This is a genomic window from Actinomadura physcomitrii (genome assembly GCF_008923205.2).
In the GTDB taxonomy this organism is placed as follows: Bacteria; Actinomycetota; Actinomycetes; order Streptosporangiales; family Streptosporangiaceae; genus Spirillospora; species Spirillospora physcomitrii.
Genome location: NZ_WBMS02000002.1, coordinates 302585 through 321811 on the forward strand (window position 1 = coordinate 302585; position 19227 = coordinate 321811).

20 protein-coding genes and 1 pseudogene are annotated in these 19227 nt (G+C 71.5%); 13 read left to right on the top strand and 8 right to left on the bottom strand.

Annotated elements, in window-relative coordinates:
- Nucleotides 1-173 precede the first annotated feature (173 nt).
- From rpsB to F8568_RS03500, 5 genes are all read left to right on the top strand, one after another.
- Complete coding sequence (rpsB, locus tag F8568_RS03480) at nt 174-1085, top strand: 30S ribosomal protein S2 (RefSeq protein ID WP_151591237.1); 912 nt, start codon at nt 174-176, stop codon at nt 1083-1085.
- An 83-nt stretch (nt 1086-1168) separates the two neighbouring features.
- Nucleotides 1169-2005 carry a translation elongation factor Ts gene (gene tsf / locus F8568_RS03485; RefSeq protein ID WP_151591239.1) on the top strand — a complete coding sequence of 279 codons (837 nt, stop codon included), beginning with the start codon at nt 1169-1171 and terminating at the stop codon, nt 2003-2005.
- Between the two features lie 56 nt (nt 2006-2061).
- Entirely contained in the window at nt 2062-2841 is a 780-nt protein-coding gene (gene pyrH, locus F8568_RS03490) for a UMP kinase (protein ID WP_151591241.1), read from the top strand.
- Between the two features lie 51 nt (nt 2842-2892).
- Entirely contained in the window at nt 2893-3450 is a 558-nt protein-coding gene (frr, locus tag F8568_RS03495; protein WP_151591243.1) for a ribosome recycling factor, read from the top strand.
- A 254-nt stretch (nt 3451-3704) separates the two neighbouring features.
- A complete protein-coding gene (locus F8568_RS03500) occupies nt 3705-4490 on the top strand; it encodes a phosphatidate cytidylyltransferase (protein WP_202124429.1) in 786 nt (261 codons plus the stop codon).
- A 54-nt stretch (nt 4491-4544) separates the two neighbouring features.
- Here the strand turns inward: F8568_RS03500 and F8568_RS03505 are convergent, their stop codons facing one another.
- Nucleotides 4545-5690, bottom strand: a complete 1146-nt coding sequence (locus F8568_RS03505; RefSeq protein WP_151591247.1) for a suppressor of fused domain protein — start codon at nt 5688-5690, stop codon at nt 4545-4547.
- 135 nt (nt 5691-5825) lie between these two features.
- On the opposite strand from F8568_RS03505, the gene rlmN reads away from it, so the two are divergent.
- From rlmN to F8568_RS03520, 3 genes are all read left to right on the top strand, one after another.
- Nucleotides 5826-6974: a 23S rRNA (adenine(2503)-C(2))-methyltransferase RlmN gene (gene rlmN, locus F8568_RS03510; RefSeq protein WP_151591249.1), complete on the top strand. Its 1149-nt coding sequence runs from the start codon at nt 5826-5828 to the stop codon at nt 6972-6974.
- 66 nt (nt 6975-7040) lie between these two features.
- Nucleotides 7041-7541 (top strand): DivIVA domain-containing protein, encoded by a 501-nt coding sequence (locus F8568_RS03515; RefSeq protein ID WP_151591250.1) that lies wholly within the window; start codon nt 7041-7043, stop codon nt 7539-7541.
- A 79-nt stretch (nt 7542-7620) separates the two neighbouring features.
- On the top strand, nt 7621-8448 hold the full coding sequence (locus F8568_RS03520; protein ID WP_151591252.1) for a DUF1963 domain-containing protein: 828 nt from the start codon (nt 7621-7623) through the stop codon (nt 8446-8448).
- A gap of 21 nt (nt 8449-8469) precedes the next feature.
- Here the strand turns inward: F8568_RS03520 and F8568_RS03525 are convergent, their stop codons facing one another.
- Both F8568_RS03525 and F8568_RS03530 read right to left on the bottom strand, forming a co-directional pair.
- A complete protein-coding gene (locus F8568_RS03525) occupies nt 8470-9159 on the bottom strand; it encodes a hypothetical protein (RefSeq protein ID WP_151591254.1) in 690 nt (229 codons plus the stop codon).
- Between the two features lie 235 nt (nt 9160-9394).
- Complete coding sequence (locus tag F8568_RS03530) at nt 9395-10120, bottom strand: ABC transporter ATP-binding protein (protein WP_151591256.1); 726 nt, start codon at nt 10118-10120, stop codon at nt 9395-9397.
- Between the two features lie 86 nt (nt 10121-10206).
- On the opposite strand from F8568_RS03530, the gene F8568_RS03535 reads away from it, so the two are divergent.
- Nucleotides 10207-10647 carry an HIT family protein gene (locus F8568_RS03535; RefSeq protein WP_328600707.1) on the top strand — a complete coding sequence of 147 codons (441 nt, stop codon included), beginning with the start codon at nt 10207-10209 and terminating at the stop codon, nt 10645-10647.
- Between the two features lie 352 nt (nt 10648-10999).
- Here F8568_RS03535 and F8568_RS03540 read toward each other — a convergent pair whose 3' ends face one another.
- Both F8568_RS03540 and F8568_RS03545 read right to left on the bottom strand, forming a co-directional pair.
- Nucleotides 11000-11269, bottom strand: coding sequence for a type II toxin -antitoxin system TacA 1-like antitoxin (locus F8568_RS03540; protein WP_151591260.1), 270 nt, complete (start codon nt 11267-11269; stop codon nt 11000-11002).
- 115 nt (nt 11270-11384) lie between these two features.
- Nucleotides 11385-11876, bottom strand: coding sequence for an Lrp/AsnC family transcriptional regulator (locus F8568_RS03545; protein WP_151591262.1), 492 nt, complete (start codon nt 11874-11876; stop codon nt 11385-11387).
- Nucleotides 11877-12040: 164 nt separating this feature from the next.
- Between F8568_RS03545 and F8568_RS03550 the strand changes: the two genes are divergently transcribed.
- From F8568_RS03550 to F8568_RS47735, 3 genes and pseudogenes are all read left to right on the top strand, one after another.
- A complete protein-coding gene (locus F8568_RS03550) occupies nt 12041-13474 on the top strand; it encodes a gamma-aminobutyraldehyde dehydrogenase (protein ID WP_151591264.1) in 1434 nt (477 codons plus the stop codon).
- A gap of 118 nt (nt 13475-13592) precedes the next feature.
- Nucleotides 13593-14742 (top strand): annotated as a pseudogene (locus tag F8568_RS03555) (ABC transporter ATP-binding protein).
- Nucleotides 14739-15623, top strand: a complete 885-nt coding sequence (locus F8568_RS47735; RefSeq protein ID WP_328600708.1) for a hypothetical protein — start codon at nt 14739-14741, stop codon at nt 15621-15623. Before F8568_RS03555 ends, F8568_RS47735 begins: the two are co-directional and overlap by 4 nt.
- Nucleotides 15624-15647: 24 nt before the next feature.
- Here the strand turns inward: F8568_RS47735 and F8568_RS03565 are convergent, their stop codons facing one another.
- Nucleotides 15648-16169, bottom strand: a complete 522-nt coding sequence (locus F8568_RS03565; RefSeq protein WP_328600709.1) for a PH domain-containing protein — start codon at nt 16167-16169, stop codon at nt 15648-15650.
- Between the two features lie 146 nt (nt 16170-16315).
- Here F8568_RS03565 and F8568_RS03570 point away from each other — a divergent pair, with 146 nt between their 5' ends.
- Nucleotides 16316-17023, top strand: a complete 708-nt coding sequence (locus F8568_RS03570) for a hypothetical protein (RefSeq protein ID WP_202124430.1) — start codon at nt 16316-16318, stop codon at nt 17021-17023.
- Here F8568_RS03570 and F8568_RS03575 read toward each other — a convergent pair.
- Together F8568_RS03575 and F8568_RS03580 are read right to left on the bottom strand one after the other, a co-directional pair.
- Nucleotides 16984-18192 carry a hypothetical protein gene (locus F8568_RS03575; protein ID WP_151591266.1) on the bottom strand — a complete coding sequence of 403 codons (1209 nt, stop codon included), beginning with the start codon at nt 18190-18192 and terminating at the stop codon, nt 16984-16986. The genes F8568_RS03570 and F8568_RS03575 overlap by 40 nt on opposite strands.
- Nucleotides 18193-18358: 166 nt before the next feature.
- Nucleotides 18359-19225 carry a glutamate ABC transporter substrate-binding protein gene (locus F8568_RS03580; protein ID WP_151591268.1) on the bottom strand — a complete coding sequence of 289 codons (867 nt, stop codon included), beginning with the start codon at nt 19223-19225 and terminating at the stop codon, nt 18359-18361.
- Nucleotides 19226-19227 lie beyond the last annotated feature (2 nt).

Below are 19227 nucleotides of genomic sequence, written 5' to 3' on the forward strand. Positions count from 1 at the left end.
GATCACAGCCGCCAGGGGCGTCCCGGCGGCTGATTTCACGCGTCCGCATGCCACCGAAGACATGGTGGGGCGCCGCCCCTCGGTCCGTCGCCGCGGCGACGGTGGGGCGATGCCCGGGCGCAGGGCGACAACCAAATGCGGCCCGGCAGGGCCAGAGAAGGAGAACACGGGCAATGGCACCCGTCGTCACCATGCGGCAGCTCCTTGAGAGCGGCGTCCACTTCGGCCACCAGACCCGCCGGTGGAACCCGAAGATGAAGCGCTTCATCCTCACCGAGCGCAACGGCATCTACATCATCGACCTGCAGCAGTCGCTGTCCTACATCGACCGCGCCTTCGAGTTCGTCAAGGCCACGGTCGCGCACGGCGGCACGATCCTGTTCGTCGGCACCAAGAAGCAGGCCCAGGAGTCCATCGCCGAGCAGGCGACCCGCGTCGGCATGCCCTACGTCAACCAGCGCTGGCTGGGCGGCATGCTGACCAACTTCTCCACCGTCCACAAGCGGCTCACCCGGCTCAAGGAGCTGGAGGAGATCAACTACGACGACGTGGCCGGCTCCGGCATGACCAAGAAGGAGCTCCTCGGCCTGCGCCGTGAGAAGGACAAGCTGGAGCGCACCCTCGGCGGTATCCGCGACATGGCGAAGGTCCCGAGCGCCATCTGGATCGTGGACACCAAGAAGGAGCACATCGCGGTCAACGAGGCCAAGAAGCTCGGCATCCCGGTCGTGGCCATCCTCGACACCAACTGCGACCCCGACGAGGTCGACTACCCGGTCCCCGGCAACGACGACGCCATCCGCAGTGTCAGCCTGCTGACCCGCGTCGTCGCCGACTCGGTCGCCGACGGTCTCCTCGCGCGCGCGGGCGCCGCGTCCGGCGGCGACGAGAAGCCGGCCGAGGGCGCCGCCTCCGGTGCCGCCGAGCCGCTGGCCGAGTGGGAGCGCGACCTGCTGGTGAACAAGCAGGCCGAGGGCGAGGCCGCCGCTCCGGCCGACGCGCCCGCCGAGGCCGCGCCGTCCGCTGAGGCCCCGGCCGAGACCGAGGCGCCGGCCGACACCCCCGCCGAGGGCCAGCAGGCTTGATCCCGCGGTCCCGGCGGCGTCGCGACGACGCCGCCGGGACCGTCGCGGGTCCACGACCAACGACGAGAGAAGCGAAGAGAACGATGGCCAACTTCACCGCCGCTGACGTCAAGCGGCTTCGCGACCTGACCGGCTCCGGCATGATGGCCGTAAAGAACGCCCTGACCGAGGCGGACGGCGACTTCGAGAAGGCCACGGAGCTGCTGCGCCTCAAGGGCGCCAAGGACGTCGGCAAGCGCGCCGAGCGCACCGCCGCCAACGGCCTGGTCGCCGAGCACTTCAACGGCTCGGGCGACGGCGCGCTGCTGGAGCTCAACTGCGAGACCGACTTCGTCGCCAAGAACGAGCAGTTCATCGAGCTGGCGAACCGGCTGGTCGAGTTCGCGGCGGGCAGCGGCGCGGCGGACGCGGCGGCCCTGCTCGGCGCCGAGATCGAGGCCGGCAAGACCGTCCAGGCCTTGATCGAGGAGAACAGCGCCAAGATCGGCGAGAAGCTGGAGCTGCGCCGCTTCGCCCACTACCAGGGCGCCTACGTGGCCAGCTACCTGCACAAGTCCGACCCGTCCCTGCCGCCGACCACCGGCGTGCTGGTCGAGCTGGACAAGGAGAACGCCGAGGTCGCCAAGGACGTCGCGCAGCAGATCGCGGCGATGGCGCCCAAGTACCTCACCCGCGAGGAGATCCCCGCCGAGGTGGTCGAGAAGGAGCGGGCGCTCGCCGAGCAGCTCACCCGTGACGAGGGCAAGCCCGAGCAGGCCATCCCGAAGATCGTCGAGGGCCGGGTGAACGCCTACTTCCGCGACTTCGTGCTGGTGGAGCAGGCGTTCGTGAAGGACGGCAAGAAGACCATCGCCAAGGTCCTGGACGAGGCCGGCGTGAAGGTCGTGCGCTTCGCCCGGTTCAAGGTGGGGCAGGCGTAAGGGCACCCTGGAGATAGGGACCCGAGATTCAGCGACGCAACGAGGAGGCCGCCGACGTGCCGGACAAGACGACCACCAGTGCGACGGCGGCCCCGTCGTCCGGGCAGCACGCGCCGCGCGCGGGCTGGAAGCGGGTGCTGCTGAAGCTCTCGGGCGAGGCGTTCGCCGGGCGCGATCCGCTGGGCATCGACCCCGAGGTCGTGCAGCATGTGGCGGAGGCCGTCTCCGAGGCCGTACGCGACGGCGTGCAGGTCGCGGTCGTGTGCGGCGGCGGGAACATGTTCCGCGGCGCGGTCATGGCCGAGCGCGGCATGGACCGCGGCCGCGCCGACTACATGGGGATGATCGGCACCGTCATCAACTGCCTGGCGCTGCAGGACTTCCTCGAGAAGCTCGGGCTCGACACCCGGGTGCAGACCGCCATCACCATGAGCCAGGTGGCCGAGCCGTACATCCCGCGGCGCGCCATCCGGCACCTGGAGAAGGGCCGGGTCGTCATCTTCGGTGCGGGGCTGGGGCAGCCGTTCTTCTCCACCGACACGACCGCCGCGCAGCGCGCGCTGGAGATCGGCGCCGAGGCCGTCCTGAAGGCCACTCAGGTCGACGGGGTCTACGACGCCGATCCTCGCAAGAGTCCAGAGGCGGTCAAGTTCGACCGTTTGGATTACGGTGAGGTTCTACAGCGGGGCCTGAAGGTCATGGACGCCACGGCCATCAGTCTCTGCATGGACAACGCGCTCCCCATCGTGGTCTTCGACCTCATGGGGCAGGGCAACATCGTCCGGGCCGTCCGGGGTGAGAAGATCGGCACGCTGGTCAGCCCGGCACAGGGCTGACCGCTGCCCGGAACGCGGTGCCAGGGCCGACCAGATGACATGGGAGTCACAGTGATCGACGAGACCCTCCTCGAAGCCGAGGAGAAGATGGAGAAGGCGGTCGCGGTCGCCAAGGAGGACTTCCAGGCCATCCGCACCGGCCGGGTCACCCCCGCCATGTTCAACAAGATCACCGCTGAGTACTACGGCACGCCGACGCCGGTCAACCAGCTGGCGTCGTTCACGCTGCCGGAGCCGCGGATGGTCATCGTGCAGGTGTTCGACAAGTCGTCCATGCAGGCCGTGGAGAAGGCGATCCGCGACAGCGACCTGGGCGTGAACCCCACCAACGACGGCAACGTCATCCGGGTGGTCTTCCCCGAGCTGTCGGAGGAGCGCCGCAAGGACTTCATCAAGGTCGCCGGCACCAAGGCCGAGGACAGCAAGATCTCCATCCGCAACATCCGGCGGCGCGCCAAGGACACCCTCGACAAGCTCGCCAAGGACGGCGAGGTCGGCGAGGACGACGTGCGGCGTGCGGAGAAGGAGCTCGACGACACCACGCACAGGTACGTGGCGCAGATCGACGAGCTGCTCGAGCACAAGAAGGCCGAACTGCTCGAAGTGTGATGGGATTCGACGACGCCGGGGAGCCCTCGGGCTCCCCGGATGAGCCGGAGGTCGACATGCCCGGCCCACCCCCGGGAGAAGCTCTGGACTCGCCCTCCGGCGAGGCGCCGGACACCCCCGCAGGCACCGCCGCCGAAGACGCGGCGCCCTCCGGCGCGACACCCGTGACGGGCGCGCGCGCTGAACCCGAAGGGGAACCGCCCCAGGGTCCGCCCGACGGCGGACGCCAGAGCAGGACCGGCAGGAACCTGCCGATGGCCATCGGAGTGGGCGTCGCCCTCGGGGCGCTTGTATTGCTGTCGCTCTACACGGTCAAGCCGATCTTCCTGGCCGTGATGGTGGTCTTCCTCTTCCTCGGCATGCGTGAGCTGACGGACGCCTTCAAGTCGCGCGGCATCGGGGTTCCGTTCATCCCGCTGGCCACCGGCATGGTGGCCACCCCCGTCGTGTCCTATGTGTGGGGGCCCACCGCGGTGGTCGCGGCGGTGTCGCTCACCGTGCTCAGCATGATGCTGATCCGGATGAGCGAGGGCGCGGACGGCTACGTCCGGGACGTCAGCGCGGGCGCGTTCGTCACCGGGTACCTGGTGCTGATGGGCGGGATCGTCGCGCTGCTCATGCGCCCGGGCGACGGTGACGACCGCACCGTCATCTTCATCGCGACCACGGTGGCCAGCGACATCGGCGGCTACTTCGCCGGCACGTTCCTCGGCAGGCACAAGCTCGCCCCCACGATCAGCCCGAAGAAGACGTGGGAGGGCGTCACCGGCTCCGCGATCACCTGCATGATCGTCGGCGGCTGGCTGGTGTGGTGGCTGCTGGACGGCGGGCACCCCTGGCAGGGCGCGCTGGTCGGCCTGGCCGCCGTGGTGACCGCGACCGGCGGCGACCTCATCGAGTCGATGATCAAGCGGGATCTCGGCATCAAGGACATGGGAACGCTCCTGCCGGGCCACGGCGGGGTCATGGACCGCCTCGACTCGCTGGTCGCGACCGCCCCCGTGGTGTGGCTGCTGCTGGAGCTGTTCGTCCCCAGCTAGACCCCACCCCTGAGCGGCCCTGGGAAGCGAAGGGGGCCGGGGCCGTCTCGCCGGCTAGGAGACGACCCAGGAGCGGCCCTGCTGCCCCAGACGCCGGATGAGCGCGTCCGAGCCCTCGCTCTTGGCGTACCGGTGCTCCTCACCGGTGATGGGGACGAGCCACAGCCACCGGACGGGATCGCCCTGCACGGTCAGCCCGGTGAGGGCGGGCGCCTCCGGTCCGGCCAGCCGGGTGGGATCGTCCAGAAGGAGCACGCCCTCCCACGCGCTGTCGCCGCTTCCCAGAGGGAACGTGCGGGCCTCGTGGTACCACTTGACCACGTCGCCCGGGGCGAACCAGGTCACCGACCGCCACGGGTACTGGGCGAGCCACGGGAAGATGCTTCCCGCGCGCTGGCTGGGAAGCGTGCTCGCCACAGCGAGCTCTATGCGGGCGTACGGGGCGACGTCGTCCTCGTACAGCTCGACGGTGGGCATCCGCTGGCGGCTCATCCCGACCGAGCTGAGCACGGTGAAATCGCGCTTCCCGCTAGCGGGACGCTCAGTCACGCCCACAGTGGGTGAGGTGCCGGCCTTGCCTCCGGCGAGCTGGCGTCCCACGTCGTGCCAGTAGTGGCCACCGGGGCCCAGCCGCTGCAGCAGGTGACCCAAGACCGACTGCTGGAACTCCGCCCACGAGCCGTCGGCACGGCACATCTTCCAATGCTCGCGCGCGCGCTCTATGCGGGGGCCGAACTCCGCGATCTCCTCCTCCATCGGGAAGGCGAACGGGCTCTGCCGGGTCGCGTCGCGCGCGTAGCCGGGGATGCCGCGGCCCATGTCCGACCAGCCCGGGATCACGAACAGCGGGTCGCCCGCCTCCAGCACGGCGACACCGTCGCCCTCCTCGAACCACACCGCCTCGAGGGCGGAGACGTCGACGGCCTCGCGTCCCCGCGGGTGGGCGACATGGGACTCCGGCAGCAGCGGCGCGCCGCCCGCCTCCAGCCGCGCCCGGTCCAGCGACGCCGGGGCCTTACTGTGGTTGGCGACCCAGACGGCTCCGATCACCGAATCCCGCGCGTCCCGCAGGTAGGCCGAGGTCACCTCGCCGTCGGACTCGACGACGAGCCTCCGGCTGCCGTACGGGCTGGCCTCGGCGTGGACGATCGTGGCGGCGGGGCTCCTGGGCGAAGCGGCACCCCTGCGCAAAACCGACATGATCGAGACCTTAGTCGCAGACGAGGTCATGTGCAGCGATGTCGTGACGCCCGCTCAAAGGCCGTTTCGCATCCGGAAGAGGCGTCCGTTCGGGCGGACGAGGCATCGGCAGGTGTTTGCGACACTGGAGGGACCATGTCTGCCACCACCGAGCCCGCCACCGCGGGCGCCGCGCCCAAGAAGACCCCGGCGAAGCTCGTCTTCGCCGCGCCGCGGCGCGGCAAGCCGCCCCGGCACCTGGCCGACCTCACGCGGGCCGAGCGCCGCGAGGCGGTCGCGGAGCTGGGGGAGAAGCCGTTCCGGGCCGACCAGCTGTCGCGGCACTACTTCGCCCGGCTCGTGGACGACCCGGCGAAGATGACCGACCTGCCGGCCGCCGTGCGCGAGCGCCTGGTGTCCGAGCTGCTGCCCTCGCTGCTCACCCCGGTACGCGAGCTGGACTGCGACGGCGGCAGGACGCTGAAGACGGTCTGGAAGGCGTTCGACGGGGTCCTGTTCGAGTCGGTGCTGATGCGGTACCCGGACCGGGCCACGATGTGCGTCTCGTCGCAGGCGGGCTGCGGCATGAACTGCCCGTTCTGCGCCACGGGCCAGGCCGGTCTCACCCGCAACCTCTCCACGGCCGAGATCGTGGAGCAGGTCGCGGCGGGCGCGCGCGCGATGGCGCGCGGGCGTATCCCCGGCGGCCCTGGGCGCGTCTCCAACATCGTCTTCATGGGCATGGGGGAGCCGCTCGCGAACTACAAGGCCGTGATCGGCGCGGTCCACCGCATCACCGATCCGGCACCGGCGGGCCTGGGGATCTCCCAGCGCTCCGTCACCGTGTCCACGGTCGGCCTCGTCCCGGCCATAGAGAAGCTGGCCGCGGAGGACATGTCGGTACGGCTCGCGGTATCGCTGCACGCGCCCGACGACGAGCTCCGCGACGACCTCGTGCCGATCAACAACCGGTGGAAGGTCGCCGAGGTCCTGGACGCCGCGTGGGCCTACGCCGAGCGCAGCGGGCGCCGCGTCTCGATCGAGTACGCGCTCATCAAGGACGTCAACGACCAGGCCTGGCGGGCCGATCTTCTCGGCAGGCTCTTGCGCGGCCACCTCGTACACGTCAATCTGATCCCGTTGAATCCGACGCCGGGGTCCAAGTGGACCGCCTCGCGGCCGGAGGACGAGCGCGAGTTCGTCCGCCGCCTGGAGGCCCACGGGGTCCCGGTCACGGTGCGCGACACTCGGGGCAGGGAGATCGACGGGGCCTGCGGGCAGCTGGCCGCGGCGACGAAGGACTGAGCGCGCCGGCGGCGCCCCCGGGCCCCGCGGGCGCGGGAACGAGGGCTGAGGAGCACGGTGGCGCTCATGAGCACGCGGCTGCCGGTGGCGTTGCGGGGCTACGACCGGACCCAGGTGGACGGCCTCCTCGAACGGATCTCGGGTGCGCTGAACGGCGGGCCGCCGATGTCCGCGGACGAGGTGCGGACGGCGCGTTTCGACGTCGTCCTGCGCGGCTACGACCGCCGCGCGGTGGACGACCTGGTGCGCGAGTGCATCAGGGAACTGGAGATGAAGGCGCCGATCGCCCAGCGTCCCGCCCGCTCCCGGGCGAACCCGGCCTGGTTGATCAACTGGATCCAGAACGCCAGGTTCGCCGGCTCGGGCATGCACCCCGGCTATGACGTCCGGGACGTCGACGCGTTCCTCGACCGCGTCATCGCCGGGCTGCGCGGCTCGGTCCCGCCGGTGTCGGCGCGGGACGTCCGGGAGAGCGCGTTCCGCGTCGTCCGGCTGGGCCCGGGCTACGACGAGCAGGAGGTCGACCGCTTCCTCACCCAGCTCGCCGGAGCCATCGAAGGCCGCTGAGAACGATCGCGCCCGCGGAGTTATCCACATTTTCGCCTCGGGGTGGTGAGCGCCGCCGCCGGCCAGCAGGCTTCGGGGCATGGACGACTTCGACGCGCAGCGCCGCCGGCTGACCTCCTTCCTCGGCCTGCTGTTCGCTCCCGAGATCATCGCGATCCTGCTGTCCCTGGCCCGGCCCGCGGTGCGGCTCGGCGCCGCCGCCGGCGGTGTGCCGGTCAGGCTGGGCGGTGCGCCGCTGCTGCCCGCCGCGGCGGCGTGGCCCGTCTGGAGGGGCCGCCCGCTCGACTTCCTGGGCGCCGTCGACTTCTCCGACCTGGCCGTCCTCGGGACGATCCCCGGTCTTCCCCGTGCCGGCACGGCCGCCTTCTACTACGCCAGCGAGACCCCTCGGCCGTGGGGCGACGCGTCCGGGCAGCGGGACGGATGGCGCGTGTTCACCGGCGTCCTGCATCCCGCGGAACCGCCGCCCGGTGCCGTCTCCTATCCGCCGGCCGAGCTGGACGCCGCTCCGTTCCTGTCCCTGCCCTCACCGCAGGAGCCGGTCGTACGGCGGGTGGAGCGCGTCCACCGCGGCTTCCTGGCCGAGTACGAGCAGCTGCACGCCGTCTGGTCGAGGCACGTCACGCCCGAGGCCCCCGCTCATCAGCTGGGGGGCTGGCCCGACCTCGTCCAGCGGCCGGTCGGCCCCGACTGCCTGTACGCCTCCACCGGCCGTCCGCTGGAGACCCTCGATGCCCCGGACCTGTCGCCCGGCGACCTGGCGGCCGCCGACGACTGGCGCCTGCTGCTCCAGCTCGACTCCGACCACCGTCTCGGGTGGTACTGGGGTGATCCGGGCCGCGTCTACTTCTGCTCCCGCCGCAGCGACCCCCTGGAGCGGGCATGGCTGACCGTCCAAGCGGCATGACCTCTGGAGGAACCGTGCGACTCAGTGACGCAGCCGGGCGGCGAACGCGTACGCGGCGCCCACGACGGCCGACCAGAGCGCCAGGTGCAGCACCAGGCCGGGGAAGTCCGCGAGGAAGCGGTCCGGGCCGTCGTGCGCCGCCCGCAGCCATCCGGTCATCGGAACGGAGAGCCAGGAGAGCCGGCCGAGGCCCAGCAGGATGGCGGCCGTCGCGCCGCCGAGCAGCGCCAGCAGCGACACCCCCGGATCCGGGATGACCGCGCGGCTCGTCCAGGCGCCGAGCAGCGTACCGGCGAGCGCCACCGGGACGCTCAGCGCACACCCGGCGAGTATCGCCCGCCCTGGCGCACCTACCTGCAGCGCCTGCACGAGAGGAATGGCGAGCACGATGACGCCCAAGCACAAGTTCACGCCGTATGCGGCGATCAATCCCGCCCACGTGGGCGTCCACCGATGCCGCGCCGCGGTCGCCGACAGCGCCCGCTGCTCGTCGGGCTGCGTGTCCAGCAGCGCCCGCGCCGTCCACGCCCAGATCGGGAACATGAACGCCGCCACGTCGCCGAAGGAGCCGACGGAGAGCTCGACCCGCTCCGGCCCGCCCGGGCCCTGGAAGAGCACGAGCACCATGACGAGCGCCACGACGATCACCGGATGCATGACGCGCAGCGAACGCACGTACCCCTCGACCTGGAACCGCGCCAGCGCGATCACAACCCCCACCTCGCCCGACCGCCCTGCGCCCGGCGAGCGCGGCCGCCTCCCGCCCGCTTGGCGCGGGCGTCTCGGTTCGGGCCCGCGGGCTGGTCGCGGCCTCGTTCCGGACGAGCGTCGCGTGGCCGACGCGGGTGCTGGTGCCGATCGCGGTACCCGGCTCGGTGGCGGATCGTCCCGGGCTCCGCCGAGGCGTCCCGCCGGTCGCCGCGCCGGCGGGCTTCGGCCGTGGTGATCATCGCTCGGGCCTCCGTACGGTGTAGCCGTCGGCGCGCAGCTTGGTCTCCACGGTGCCGGCGTCGGCCTCGGGCACCACGACCTCGAGCACCGTGAGCCTCGGCGCGTCGGGTTCCTGACCGGGCGCCAGGCGGGTGACCGTGCCGCCCGCGACCTCGAGCCGGTCGATGCCCGGAAGGGATTCGATGCAGCGCTGGTGGTCGCTGATGACCACGGTGGCGCCATCGGCGGCGAGTCCGGAGATCATGCGGGGCAGGGCGTCGCGGGTCGCCGCGTCCAGGCCGGCGAACGGTTCGTCGAGGATGAGGAGTCCCGGGTCGTCCATGAGGGCCTGAGCGAGCCCGACCTTCTGCGCGCTGCCCTTGGACAGCTCAGGCAACCGCACATCGAGGAGGTGGCCGAAACCCAGACGCTCCGCCCACACTCCGATCGCGTTGTCGGGCACGCGCCTGACGGCGGCCATGTGCCCGAGGTACGAGCGGACGGTGAACGGCTGGTCCACGGGGAAACGCTCGGGCGCGTAGCCGATGCGGCTCGGCCTGTCCCGCACCGAGCCCCTTCCGGGGGCGCGGAGACCGGCGATGACGCGGAGAAGGGTGGACTTGCCCGCGCCGTTCCGTCCCGTCACCTCGGTGACGCTGCCCGGCGGGAGGGAGAGCGTGACGTCCCGCAGTACCCAGGGACCCCTCCGGTGATAGCGGAAGGCGACATCGTCGAGCCGCATAGGACACGAAGGGTAGCCGCGGAAAGCTAAGGAAACCGTTAGGGAGGAGGCTGCGCACGCAGGTGGAGGGCGGCAGAATGCCGCGCATGGCTGACTCGGCGTCCGGCAAGCCCTGCATCTTCTGCGAGATCGTGAAGGGAGAGCGCCCCGCCCACATCGTCCTCGACACCCCGGACGCGCTGGCGTTCCTCGACGTCCGGCCCCTGTTCAAGGGGCACACGCTGCTGGTGCCGCGGACGCATGTCGAGACGCTGCCGGACCTGCCCGCCGACCTCGTCGGCCCGTATTTCCAGTACGCGCAGCGGTTCGCAGCGGCCATGGAGTCCGTGCTCGGTGCGGCCGGCTCCTTCGTCGCCATCAACAACCGCATCAGCCAGAGCGTCCCCCACCTGCATGTCCACGTCGTTCCGCGCAACCGCAAGGACGGACTGAGGGGCTTCTTCTGGCCCCGCCAGAAGTACGACTCCGACGCCGAAGCCGCCGACTACGCCGCCCGCCTATCCGCCGCCTTCGCCGACCCGGCCTGACCCCGAACCTCCACGCCACCCGCCGACCCGCCGTCCTCGTCGGCGGTGCGCTCACCGCCGCCAGGGGGTGCGAGCGCGTCGTGTTCCGGTTGCGCGCCCGTCGTGTTCGGCGATGACGCGTCTACCGCTGGGGAGGCCCCGGCCGTCGACTGGTCGTGCGCCGTCTCTGCCGGGGTCGTTTCGAGGTCGGACGTCGGGCTCTTGCCGGATCCGGCGACGCCGGGGAGAGCCAGTGGGTGAGGGACGAGGCAGCGGGCGCCCTTGAGGCGGTTGGCGGGGGCTGTTCGTTGGTGGCGGTTGGACTGCTGGATCGGGGACGCCCCCGCCGGGGGCGGCGGGGGCGTAGGGCGGGTCAGGTCAGGGCTAGGAGGAGGGCTATGTAGGGTTCGGTCGACCTGGGGTCCGGGGGCGGGTCGGGGGCGGCGGCGCGGAGGGCGGCGGCGTGCTCGTACAGGTCGCGCTCCGCGCGGTCGAGGGCGGCGGCCAGGACGTAGTCGGCGACGCTCCAGCCGATGAGGCCGGCGGCCTTGCGGATGGCGAGGAGCTGCTCGGCGGACGTGTTCAGGGCGATGCGGTCGTCGGTTCCGGGGGCGGGAAGGTCCGGGCGGACCGACTCAGACATGGCCGGTCTCCTTCCTTACGGCATCTCAAAGTACGCCGCGAGGGGTTGCCGGGACATCCTCATTCGGGACGAGAATCGACGGATGGCAGGCGACGGCGGACGGCGGCGAGCGGCCTCAGCGGGTGCCCCAGGAGTAGGTCTGTTTCCGCAGCTTGAGGTAGACGAAGCTCTCCGTGGAGACCACGCCCCGGACGGCGCGGATCCGGCCCAGCAGCTCCAGCAGGCGCTCGTCGTCCTCGCAGACCAGCTCGAGCAGGATGTCGAACGAGCCGGCGGCGATGACGACGTAGTCGATCTCGTCGAGGGCGGCGAGCTCGTCGGCGATCGTCTCCAGGTCGCCCTCGCACTTCACGCCGATCATCATCTGCCGGGAGAAGCCGAGCATCAGCGGGTCGGTCACGCCGACGATCTGCATGACGCCGGTGTCGAGGAGCTTCTGCACGCGCTGCCGGACCGCGGCCTCCGACAGGCCGACGGCCTTGCCGATGGCGGCGTAGGAGCGGCGGCCGTCCTGCTGGAGCTGCTCGATGATCCGCTTGGCGGTCTCGTCGAGCTGGACGGGCGGCCGGGCGGAGCCGCGGCGGGCGGGAGGGCGCTCCTCCGTCATCGTTGGTACTCCTAGCTGCGGCATCGAGGGTGCGAGGCGGCTGGTCCAAGCGAATTAGTCGTGAAGCTGGATCGTAACAACGAAATCACTTGTGTTGGGCGGGAACCTCTGTCAGGGTCAGGCCAACGGGACAGTTCGGGCGGCGGCGCCCAGAAAGGATCGAGATGAGCGGCGAACGGCTGCGCAACTTTATCGGTGGCGAGTACACCGACGCCAAGGACGGGCGGACGCTGGAGGTGGTCGACCCCAGCACCGGCGAAGCGTACGCGCAGGCGCCCGTGTCCGGCGCCGAGGACGTCGACGCCGCCTTCCGCGCCGCCGCGGAGGCGTTCCCCGCCTGGCGGGACGCCACCCCGGGCGAGCGTAGCCTGGCGATGCTGCGGTTCGCGGACGCGGTCGAGGCGCGGGGGCGCGAGCTGGTCGAGGCGGAGAGCCGCGACACCGGCAAGCCCGTCCAGCTCACCATGGACGAGGAGCTGCCGCCGATGGTGGACAACCTCCGCTTCTTCGCGGGGGCGTCCCGGGTCCTTGAGGGCAAGGCCACCGGCGAGTACCTCGCGGACCACACCTCGTCGGTCAGGCGCGAGCCGATCGGGGTGTGCGCGCAGGTGACGCCGTGGAACTACCCGATGATGATGGCGGTCTGGAAGATCGGGCCGGCGCTGGCGACGGGCAACACGGTCGTGCTCAAGCCGTCGGAGACGACCCCGGTCAGCACGCTGATGCTGGCGGAGATCGCCGCCGAGCACCTGCCGCCGGGCGTGTTCAACGTGATCTGCGGCGACCGCGACACCGGCCGCGCGCTGGTGGAGCACCCGACGCCGCAGATGGTGTCGATCACCGGCAGCGTGCGGGCGGGCATGGAGGTCGCCGCGTCCGCCGCGAAGGACCTGAAGAAGGTGCACCTGGAGCTCGGCGGCAAGGCGCCGGTCGTGGTGTTCGACGACGCGGACGTGGAGTCCGCGGCGCAGGGCATCGCCGAGGCCGGCTACTTCAACGCCGGGCAGGACTGCACCGCGGCGACGCGGGTGCTGGTCGCCGACGGGCTGCACGACGAGTTCACCGAGGCGCTCGCCGAGGCGGCGCGCGGCACGGTGGTCGGCCCGCCGAGCGACACCGACGCCTTCTACGGCCCGGTGAACAGCGCCGCGCAGCTGGAGCGCGTCCAGGGGTTCGTGGACCGGCTGCCCGGCCACGCGCGGGTGCTCACCGGCGGGTCCCGTGCCGGGGACACCGGTTACTTCTTCGAGCCGACGGTCGTCGGCGGGCTCCGCCAGGACGACGAGATCGTGCAGAACGAGGTGTTCGGCCCGGTCATCACCGTCCAGCGGTTCTCCGGCGAGGCGCAGGCGATCGAGTGGGCGAACGGCGTCCGGTACGGGCTGGCGGCCAGTGTGTGGACGCAGAACCACGGGCGCGCGATGCGCATGAGCAAGGCACTGGACTTCGGGGCGGTGTGGGTGAACACCCACATCCCGTTCGTCTCGGAGATGCCGCACGGGGGCTTCAAGCACTCCGGCTACGGCAAGGACATGTCGATGTACGGAATCGAGGACTACACCCGCGTCAAGCACGTCATGCACTACATCGGCGCCTGAGGGACGTACCGCGGCGGTGCGCGGGCCGGCGTCCGGTCCTCCGGACGGGCGCCGGCCGGCGCGGGGGGCGTCGCCGTGGTGGTCGGGCGCCACGAGCTCGTGAAGGAAACCCCTGCCCATGACCGAAACCCAGCCCGCCCCGGCGCGCGACGACCCGGGTCGCGCAGTTCCCGCCATCGAGCTCACGGGCGTCGAGAAGACCTACCACGCCCACGGGGAGGCCGTCGCGGCGGTCCGCGGCGTGGACCTGGCGATCGCGCAGGGGGAGTTCTTCTCCCTGCTCGGCCCGTCCGGCTGCGGCAAGACCACCACGATGCGCATGATCGCCGGCTTCGAGGAGCCGACGGCCGGTGAGGTGTACCTGCACGGACGCAGCGTCACCGGCGTCCCGGCCAACCGCCGTGACGTGAACATGGTGTTCCAGTCGTACGCGCTGTTCCCGCACATGAACGTCTTCGACAACGTGGCGTTCGGGCTGCGGCGGCGCGACGTCGGCAAGGCCGACGTCAGGGCGCGGGTCGGGGAGATGCTGGAGATCGTCGACCTGACGGGGCGGGAGCGGCGCCGGCCCGGCGAGCTGTCGGGCGGGCAGCAGCAGCGGGTCGCGCTGGCGCGCGCTGGTGAACCGCCCGCGCGCGCTGCTGCTGGACGAGCCGCTCGGCGCGCTGGACCTGAAGCTCCGGCAGGCGATGCAGGTCGAGCTGAAGCGGATCCAGCGGGAGGTCGGCATCACGTTCGTGTACGTGACGCACGACCAGGGCGAGGCGCTGACGATGTCGGACCGGATCGCGGTGATGAACGACGGGCTGATCGAGCAGCTCGGCACGCCGCGGGAGATCTACGAGCATCCGGCGACGCGGTTCGTGGCGGGGTTCATCGGGACGTCGAACCTGCTCGGCGGGGAGGTCGCCGAGGTGCCGGAGGGCGGCGCGGTGCTCTCCCACGGGCCGGACGGGCGGATCGAGGTGCCGGTGCGGGACGGGCTCTCGGCCGCGGTGGGGGAGCGGCTGGAGCTGACGGTCCGGCCGGAGAAGATCGGCATCGGGACCGACAAGCCGGCCGACGGCCTGTGCCGCGTCCGCGGGCCGGTCACCGAGGTCGTCTACCTGGGGACCGCGACGAACTACAACATCGCCACCTCCGCCGGCGCCGACGTGGTCGTGTTCCTGCAGAACGCCATGAACGCCGACGACATCGCCGTTCGCGGGGACGGCGTCTGGCTGTCGTGGGACCCGCGCCACTCGTACGCCATAGGAGCCCGCCAGTGACGAACATCGACCCCGCGTTCCTGCGCGGACTGACCCGCCCGCGCCTGGCACGGTCCACCGCGTCCCGCCGGGACGTGCTGCGGATGATGGGCGCGGCGGGGGCCGGCCTGGCCCTGTCGGCCTGCGGCGTGAAGGGGCAGGGCGGCAAGGAGAAGGTCAGTCAGACCGACGTGCAGAAGTACTGGGCGGGCAAGGCGAAGACCGGCAGGCTCAACTGGGCGAACTGGCCGGGCTACATGGAGGACGACCACGCGACCATCAAGGCCTTCGAGAAGGCCACCGGCATCAAGGTGGACTACAAGGAGGTCATCCAGGAGATGGGGCCCTGGTTCGGCAAGATCCAGGCCCCGCTGGCGGCGGGCCAGTCCATCGGGTTCGACCTGATGGTGATGACGAACGGCATCCAGCTGGAGGAGATCACCAGCATCGCGCAGCTGTTCGACCCGAAGTACAAGGGCCGGGTCGGCATGATGGGCGACTCGCAGGAGCTCGGGAACTTCGGGATGTTCCTGCTCGGCATCGACCCGGAGAGGTCGACGCGGGCCGACTGGGAGAAGGCGGCGGCGAAGCTGCGGGAGCAGCGCGACGACCGCAGGCTCGCCTATGCGGCGGGCTATACCGGCCTCGGTGTGGGAGCCACGCGCTTCGGCGCGGACGTCGTGCTCGACCTGCTCCGCGTCGGCCTCGCGCCCGGCGAGGAGACCGAGCGGACGCGGCTGGCGATGGTGTGCTCCAAGCCCGTCCCGTTCCCGCCCGAGCCGCTCAGGTACGGCGTCATCGAGCTGACCCGCCGCGCGATGGCCCGCGCCGACCGCAACGACGGCCGCCGCGGCCCGTGGCCGCGCGCACTGGACCGCTTCGGCCTCGGCTTCGGCTCCTGACCTGCCGGCGGATCAGTCGGCGGATCAGTCGGGTGCCGCGTCGACCGTGCCGAAGACGAACGACGAGACCTCGAGGTAGAGCTGCTCGGGGTACGGCACGAAGCGGACCCGCCGGAGCCCCTGCTTCTGCCCCGCGGACTCGATGATGAACTCGCCGTAGCCGAGCGCCCGGCCCGTGTAGGAGCGCTTCAGCTCGATGTTGTCGACCTTCGCCATCGGCATCATCGCGATGTCCCGGTTGAGGACGCCGCGGATCACCATGACCCGGTGCTCGGTGACGAGGAAGAACTGCAGGGACCACGCGGCGAGGTTCCACAGCAGGTAGCCCAGGCTGACCAGCCACAGGAGCCAGATCCACGCGAACCCGACGGCGATCTGCACGGCCGCGCACAGGATCAGCGCCGCGACCGTGGACACGATCGGCAGCAGCAGGAGGGCGGGGTGCCGGCGCACGGCGATGACCCGTCCCTCGTAGGACATCAAGTACCTGTCGACCATCCGCGTCGTCGTGTCGTCGCGGTGGACCACCATGTCCTGCAGATTCACTGCAAAGTTCCCATCGTGTCCGGTGGGTTCAACGGTAGCCCAACGGGCGGCCGTGGGGCAGGGATCGCGGGGGTGAGGCGCGCGGGTCGCGCGGATACGCCGGATCGGCCTTGTGCGGGGCGGGCGGGCGGCTGATGATGTTGCTCATGGACGGCGTTGGGGAGCCCGGACGGCAGCCGCACGAGGGCCGTGCGGGCGCCGGGGGAGCGCAGGGGGACTTCGCCCACGACGTCATGGGCCGCCCGATCTGGCGGCTGATGCTGCGCGGGCTGGGCGTGTACCTGCCGGGCTGGCGGACGCCGGAGACGGTGCTGCGGGTGCCGGGCGGCGCGACCGGGTTCGGCCCGCCCGCGTTCCTGGACGGCGCCGCCGGGTTCGGGCTGCAGCTCCCGGACCGCCGGCGCGGCCTGGAGCCCGACCGGGAGATCTACGTGCGGGGCCGGGAGAACCCGAGCTTCGGCATCGTCGTGGCGGGCCCGGCGGAGGCGATCGGCAGCCGGGTCGTGGACGCGGAGGTGCTGATGCGGTTCGCGCGGCGGCTGACCTTCGAGGAGCTGTTCGACACCGGCGACGCCGACTCGGTGCCGTACGCGGTGCGCGGCGCGCGCGCGGTGGAGAACGTGGTGTTCCTCGACCGTGCCGCAGGCGTCGGGTTGTGCGCGGAGGTAGAACCGGCGACGCGTGCGCTGCACTGCCCGCTCTACGTGCGGATCGGCGGTCCGGCGGAGCGCACGGTCTGGGCCTACGCCCCGAACGACGGCCACATCCCGAACAACGGGCACACTCCGAACAACGACCACGGTGCGGGCCCGGCCTATGGTGCGGAGGCCCAGGCGGTGAGGTCCCACAGCTGATGCGACGGCAGCCGCCGCAGCCGTTCGGTGGCCGACGACGGGTCCCAGAACACCTCGTCGCTCTCCAGCTCCAGTGACTGCGCGGCCGTCAGCACGGCGCACAGCAGCTCGTCGCGGGTGCGGACCGCCATCAGCGGCCCGATCTGCGCCACCGCCCCCGAACACTCCGACAGAGTGCGCAGGAGCGCCTTGAGTGCTTCCTCGTCCTCGGGGGCGCGCGCGGGCTCCACACCGGGCGGCAGGCCCGGCTCGACGCGGGCCAGGCCGCCGCGCCGGTCGCCGCCGTTCGCGGTGAGGCCGTTCCTCGGCGCCTCGGTGCCCGCCGAGATGAGCAGCGCGCTGAACGCGCCCGCGAGGTCCTCGGCGGCCTGCCCGCCGAGGAAGTAGCGGCGCCGCTCGGGCGAGCCCGGCGCCGTCCCGTCGGTGCCCTCGGCGGTGCGGAACCGGACGTTCAGCCGGCTGGCCCGCACGCACCGCTCGTACATCTCGGTGAGGATGTCCTCGAGCTGCTCGTCGCGCGCCCACAGCCGTCCCGTGGCGGTCACGGACGTCCCGCCGGGATGCTCGCGGGGGCGGCCGGTCAGCGCGGCCGTGACGGTGTCGTCGAGCTCGCCCTCGGTGAACTGGAGCAGCTCGGTGACGACGTCCTCGACGTCCTCCAGCGTGCGCGTCAGGGTGCGCTGCAGCTCGAGGATCTCCTCGCCGCCGCGCTCCAGCTCGGCGAGCCGGTCCAGCGCGCCCTCCACCTTGCCCTCGACGGCGGCGGCGCCGGGGCCGGTCACCGACCGCACCGACGTCTCGATCTCGGCGAGCTTGCGGCGCAGCGCGGCGAGCGTGATGCGCTGCTGCTCCAGGTCGTGCAGCCGGCCCGCCTGCACGCGCAGGTGCTCGTCGGCCTGGTGGACGCGCCCGGCCAGCTCCGCGACCTGCTCGTGGTTGTGCCGGAGCCGGCCGTCCAGCGCGGGCAGCACGTCCTGCTTGACCCGCGACAGCTCGGCGGTGAGCTGCTCGCCGACCGTGACCAGCACGTTGTTCTGCTTGGTGACCTGCTCGTTCAGCTCATCGACGCGGCGCGCGAACGCGGTGGCCTGGTTGCGGGACTGGCGGCCCGCGTAGAGCTCCAGCGCCCCGACCACGACGCACAGCACCACCAGGACGACCGTCGTCATGGCACTCCTCGGGCGGGGCGGTTCCTACCGGAAAGGGTTTTGATCGCGACCATAACTTACGATCACGCGCGCCGACCGGAACTTACGTAACCGACTGATCTCAGTGACCGTCCGGTCTCATCCGCCCTTCGCGCCCCGCCATTCGTGCCATTGCGCGCCCGTGCGGTCACGCTTCGTCGCAGCCCTCGAATTGGGGCACGGTGGTGGTGACTTTCAGGTTCGCGGGATCGAACCATTTGTGCAGCAGCTTCGGCAGGGTCCCGTCCTGGTACATCTTGGTGAGGACCTTGTTCACCTTCTCGCAGCCGTCGACGTCGTCCTTGCGAAGGCCGATGCCGTACGGCTCGTCGGAGAACGGCGCGTTGACCACCTGGACCTTGTGGCCCTCGCGTACCGCCTTCGCGGCCAGTCCCGCGAGGATCAGGTCGTCGGTCGAGATGGCGTCGAGGCGGCCCGAGGTGAGGCCGTCCAGGCAGGCCGTGTAGCCGCCGGCGTCCGCGGGAAGCGCCGCCACGCCCAGTTCGTCGTGGACGCGTGTGTACGACACCGAGCCGGTGACCCGGCACAGCCGCTTCCCGGCGAGGTCGTGGACGTTCTTCACCGAGGACGCGTCGGACGCGCGGACGAGGACGTCCTGGTGCGCGACGTAGTACGGCCCGGCGAACGCCACCTTCAGCTTCCGCTCGGGCGTGATGGAGTAGCTGGCGACGACGAGGTCGACCTTGCCCTTCTCGATCACGCTCTCGCGGCTCTTGGACGTCACCGGCTCGAAGCGGACGTGCGAGCCGCCGACGCCGAGCCGCCGGGCGACCTCCCTGGCGACGTCGATGTCGAAGCCCGAGTAGGTGCCGCCGCTGCTCGCCCCGAGGCCGGGCTGGTCGGTGTTGACGCCGATCGTGAGCTCGCTCTTGTGCACGATCGACGACTCGCCCGCGTCGGCGATCCCGCACGCCGCCGCAGACAGCGCCGCAGTCCCCGCGGCCAGCAGCGCCGCCGCCGCGCGCAGGACGTGCCCGTTCCGCCGGATTCCCATGG

Bases quoted from the DNA above. Each gene is read 5' to 3' on its own strand.
- F8568_RS03530 (WP_151591256.1), bottom strand. From the start codon at position 10,120: ATGCGGCTCGACGATGTCGCCTTCCGCTATCACCGGAGGGGTCCCTGG.
- tsf (WP_151591239.1), top strand. From the start codon at position 1,169: ATGGCCAACTTCACCGCCGCTGACGTCAAGCGGCTTCGCGACCTGACC.
- F8568_RS03505 (WP_151591247.1), bottom strand. From the start codon at position 5,690: ATGTCGGTTTTGCGCAGGGGTGCCGCTTCGCCCAGGAGCCCCGCCGCC.
- F8568_RS03540 (WP_151591260.1), bottom strand. From the start codon at position 11,269: ATGTCTGAGTCGGTCCGCCCGGACCTTCCCGCCCCCGGAACCGACGAC.
- F8568_RS03580 (WP_151591268.1), bottom strand. From the start codon at position 19,225: ATGGGAATCCGGCGGAACGGGCACGTCCTGCGCGCGGCGGCGGCGCTG.
- F8568_RS03520 (WP_151591252.1), top strand. From the start codon at position 7,621: ATGGACGACTTCGACGCGCAGCGCCGCCGGCTGACCTCCTTCCTCGGC.
- F8568_RS03500 (WP_202124429.1), top strand. From the start codon at position 3,705: ATGGCCATCGGAGTGGGCGTCGCCCTCGGGGCGCTTGTATTGCTGTCG.
- F8568_RS03545 (WP_151591262.1), bottom strand. From the start codon at position 11,876: ATGACGGAGGAGCGCCCTCCCGCCCGCCGCGGCTCCGCCCGGCCGCCC.
- F8568_RS03515 (WP_151591250.1), top strand. From the start codon at position 7,041: ATGAGCACGCGGCTGCCGGTGGCGTTGCGGGGCTACGACCGGACCCAG.
- F8568_RS03550 (WP_151591264.1), top strand. From the start codon at position 12,041: ATGAGCGGCGAACGGCTGCGCAACTTTATCGGTGGCGAGTACACCGAC.
- rpsB (WP_151591237.1), top strand. From the start codon at position 174: ATGGCACCCGTCGTCACCATGCGGCAGCTCCTTGAGAGCGGCGTCCAC.
- F8568_RS03570 (WP_202124430.1), top strand. From the start codon at position 16,316: ATGGACGGCGTTGGGGAGCCCGGACGGCAGCCGCACGAGGGCCGTGCG.
- F8568_RS03535 (WP_328600707.1), top strand. From the start codon at position 10,207: ATGGCTGACTCGGCGTCCGGCAAGCCCTGCATCTTCTGCGAGATCGTG.
- F8568_RS03575 (WP_151591266.1), bottom strand. From the start codon at position 18,192: ATGACGACGGTCGTCCTGGTGGTGCTGTGCGTCGTGGTCGGGGCGCTG.
- rlmN (WP_151591249.1), top strand. From the start codon at position 5,826: ATGTCTGCCACCACCGAGCCCGCCACCGCGGGCGCCGCGCCCAAGAAG.